5 protein-coding genes are annotated in these 2,404 nt (G+C 65.8%); 2 read left to right on the plus strand and 3 right to left on the minus strand.

From position 1 onward, the window contains the following. Positions 1–87: 87 nt before the first annotated feature. Positions 88–417 (minus strand): hypothetical protein, encoded by a 330-nt coding sequence (locus AC1D1P_RS21035; RefSeq protein ID WP_477670291.1) that lies wholly within the window; start codon positions 415–417, stop codon positions 88–90. 99 nt (positions 418–516) lie between these two features. On the opposite strand from AC1D1P_RS21035, the gene AC1D1P_RS21040 reads away from it, so the two are divergent. Together AC1D1P_RS21040 and AC1D1P_RS21045 are read left to right on the plus strand one after the other, a co-directional pair. Next, complete coding sequence (locus AC1D1P_RS21040) at positions 517–891, plus strand: VOC family protein (RefSeq protein ID WP_477674301.1); 375 nt, start codon at positions 517–519, stop codon at positions 889–891. A gap of 5 nt (positions 892–896) precedes the next feature. Then, on the plus strand, positions 897–1,403 hold the full coding sequence (locus tag AC1D1P_RS21045) for an EVE domain-containing protein (RefSeq protein WP_477674304.1): 507 nt from the start codon (positions 897–899) through the stop codon (positions 1,401–1,403). A 7-nt stretch (positions 1,404–1,410) separates the two neighbouring features. On the opposite strand, the gene AC1D1P_RS21050 is transcribed toward AC1D1P_RS21045, so the two are convergent. Beyond that, positions 1,411–1,941, minus strand: a complete 531-nt coding sequence (locus tag AC1D1P_RS21050; protein WP_477674302.1) for an N-acetyltransferase family protein — start codon at positions 1,939–1,941, stop codon at positions 1,411–1,413. Between the two features lie 3 nt (positions 1,942–1,944). Next, positions 1,945–2,404, minus strand: a 460-nt coding sequence (locus AC1D1P_RS21055) for a cupin domain-containing protein (RefSeq protein WP_477674303.1), incomplete at its 5' end; no start/stop codon positions are given.

A 2,404-nucleotide genomic window follows, 5' to 3' on the forward strand; every position in this document is an offset into this window, starting at 1 on the left:
GTGCGGCACTGGGTGGAGGTGCTGGACGCAGCACTAACTCCCACGCAGGCTTCCTGAGTCCCCGATTTTCGGTTTGGGCTGTGCCGTTCAGCCGTAGACAGCCAGGCCCAACAACTGACGGGCACCCTCAATCAGCAACGCGCCGACGCAACCGGTGAGCCCACCCCAAAAAAGCCACCACTCCTTGCGCCCCGAAAAACCGAAAGCGGCAATCACACACGAAAGTGAGATGAAAAACAGGGCTGCAAAGAATGAGTCTGGTGGAAGCAGCGCTAATATGCCGCCCGAGCGCCCGGGGCGGTAGACGTAACGCCCGGAAATCAGTATCCATACCCCGACCGCTGCAAAACTCAACGGTAACAAGGGGCCAAGGTAGCGTGAAACAAACGAGGGCTTCTTAGCAGGTTGATCTGGCATAGCGAGCCATTATCGCGATCGAAAAGGGAAGGCTACTGACATCACGCTGTCAGTAGCAGGTCAGCACCATCAAGGCTTCTTCAACACAAGGAGCCTCCCATGAAAAACGCCATCACCTGGTTTGAAATTCCCAGCACCCAACTCGACAAAGCCCAGGCCTTTTACGAAGCGGTCCTCGAGTGCAAGATGCGCCGCGAGCCCATGGGCCCGTCCGAAGGCGCGGTGTTTCCCTATGAAGCGGAGGAGGGCGTGGGTGGTGCGATCCTGGCCGGCCCCACAGCGCCTGCTCCGGCGTCCGGCGGCACCTTGATTTATCTCGATGCCTCGCCTTCGCTGGATGCCGCACTGGCGCGCGCCGTCAAGGCCGGCGGCAAGGTCGCCTTGCCGCGCCAGGCGCTGCCGCCCGGTCTGGGTTTTTTTGCGCACATCACCGACCTGGACGGCAACCGCGTCGGCCTGCACGCCGCGGCTTGAGCGTGATGGGCCGCAAGAACTGGATTGCCGTTGCGAGCGCCGAGCATGCGCGGCGCGGCTGCGGGACGCCGGGGGCTGGCTACATGCAGGTGTGCCACGGCAAATGTGGGCCGCTGAAAAAGGTGCTGGCGGGGGACCGCGTGGCCTATTACTCGCCCGCGCTGACCATGGGCGGCAAAGACAAATTCCAGCGCTTTGTCTCTATAGGCGTGGTGCAGGCCGGTGAGCCCTATGCCTTCGACATGGGTGGCGGCTTTGTGCCCTTTCGCCGCGACGTGGCTTACGTGGCCGGGCGGGAGGTGTCCATACTGCCCTGGCTGGACGAGTTCGAGTTTGTGGAAAACCGCCAGCACTGGGGCTACAAGTTTCGCTTCGGCCTGTTCGAGGTCAGCGAGCACGACATGCGCCTGGTCGCGCGGGCCGTGCATGCGGACCTTGTGGCGCTGGGCTTTGAGGCGGCTGGTACCGCCGCTGCGCCTCCGCGCCCCATGGCGCTATTTCCGGAGCTGTAGGTAACGACTAGGCCAGCTCGCGGTAAAACACCGTCGTGCCCACCAGCCCGCCGCGCGGCAGCAGCGCATAGCCGGGAATCACGCCCACGCGCTTCCAGCCCAGGCGCTGGTACAGGCGTTCGCCGTTATCGCCGGTCACGGTGTCCAGCACTAGCAACGTCTTGCCGCAGTCGCGCGCCATGTTTTCTGCGGCGCACATCAAGGCCTCACCCAGGCCCTGGCGCCGGCAGCGGCGGTGCACCAGCATCTTGGCCAGGTCGGCGCGGTGCGGTTGGTTCTCGGGCTGGGCCAGCACCAGCTGCACCGTGCCGCAGATACCCCGCGCATCCTCGGCGACCAGCAACGCGCGTTCGCCCGCGGCCACGCCCCGCGCCACACCGCACCAGAAACCCGCCGCACGTTCGCGCGACAGCGGGTGCATAAAACTCACCGAAGCGTCGCCTTCGACGCAGTCGATCAGCACATCGGTGAGTCCGGCAATTTGCTCGTCAGTGACGGCGGGCAGGCGCCGCAGCGACCAGGTTATCGTGTTCGTCATGGTTCAAGCCCGTTCGGTGGCGATCACCACCGCATAGCGCGCGGGCTTTCGCGTGGGGTTGTGGAACATGGTGGGCCGGTCCAGCTGCATGGCCAGGCAGTCGCCCTCGCGCAGCGCGTGGCGCGCGTCGCCCAGCGTGATGTCGATGGCGCCTTCGAGCACCCACACCTGCTGGTGCACACGCACATCGCGCGCGCCGGTTTCAAAGGCCACGCGCCCGCCCGGCGGGAAATGCACTTCGACGATCTGCATGGGCTGCGGGACGCCCGGCGGCGAGATGTTGCGCCGCAGGTAGCCCGAAGCCGGGTCCTGCCACTGCAGTTGCTCCGCGTGGCGCGCCACCGGGCTGGCGGGCGCCCGGGCGGCGGGTGCGTCGAACAGTGAGGCCAGCATCACGCCCAGGCCGGTGGCCAGCCGCTCCAGCACCACGGCGGTGGGGCTGCTTTCTCCGCGCTCTATCAGC

This window comes from Polaromonas sp. P1_E1_2 (assembly GCF_056406035.1).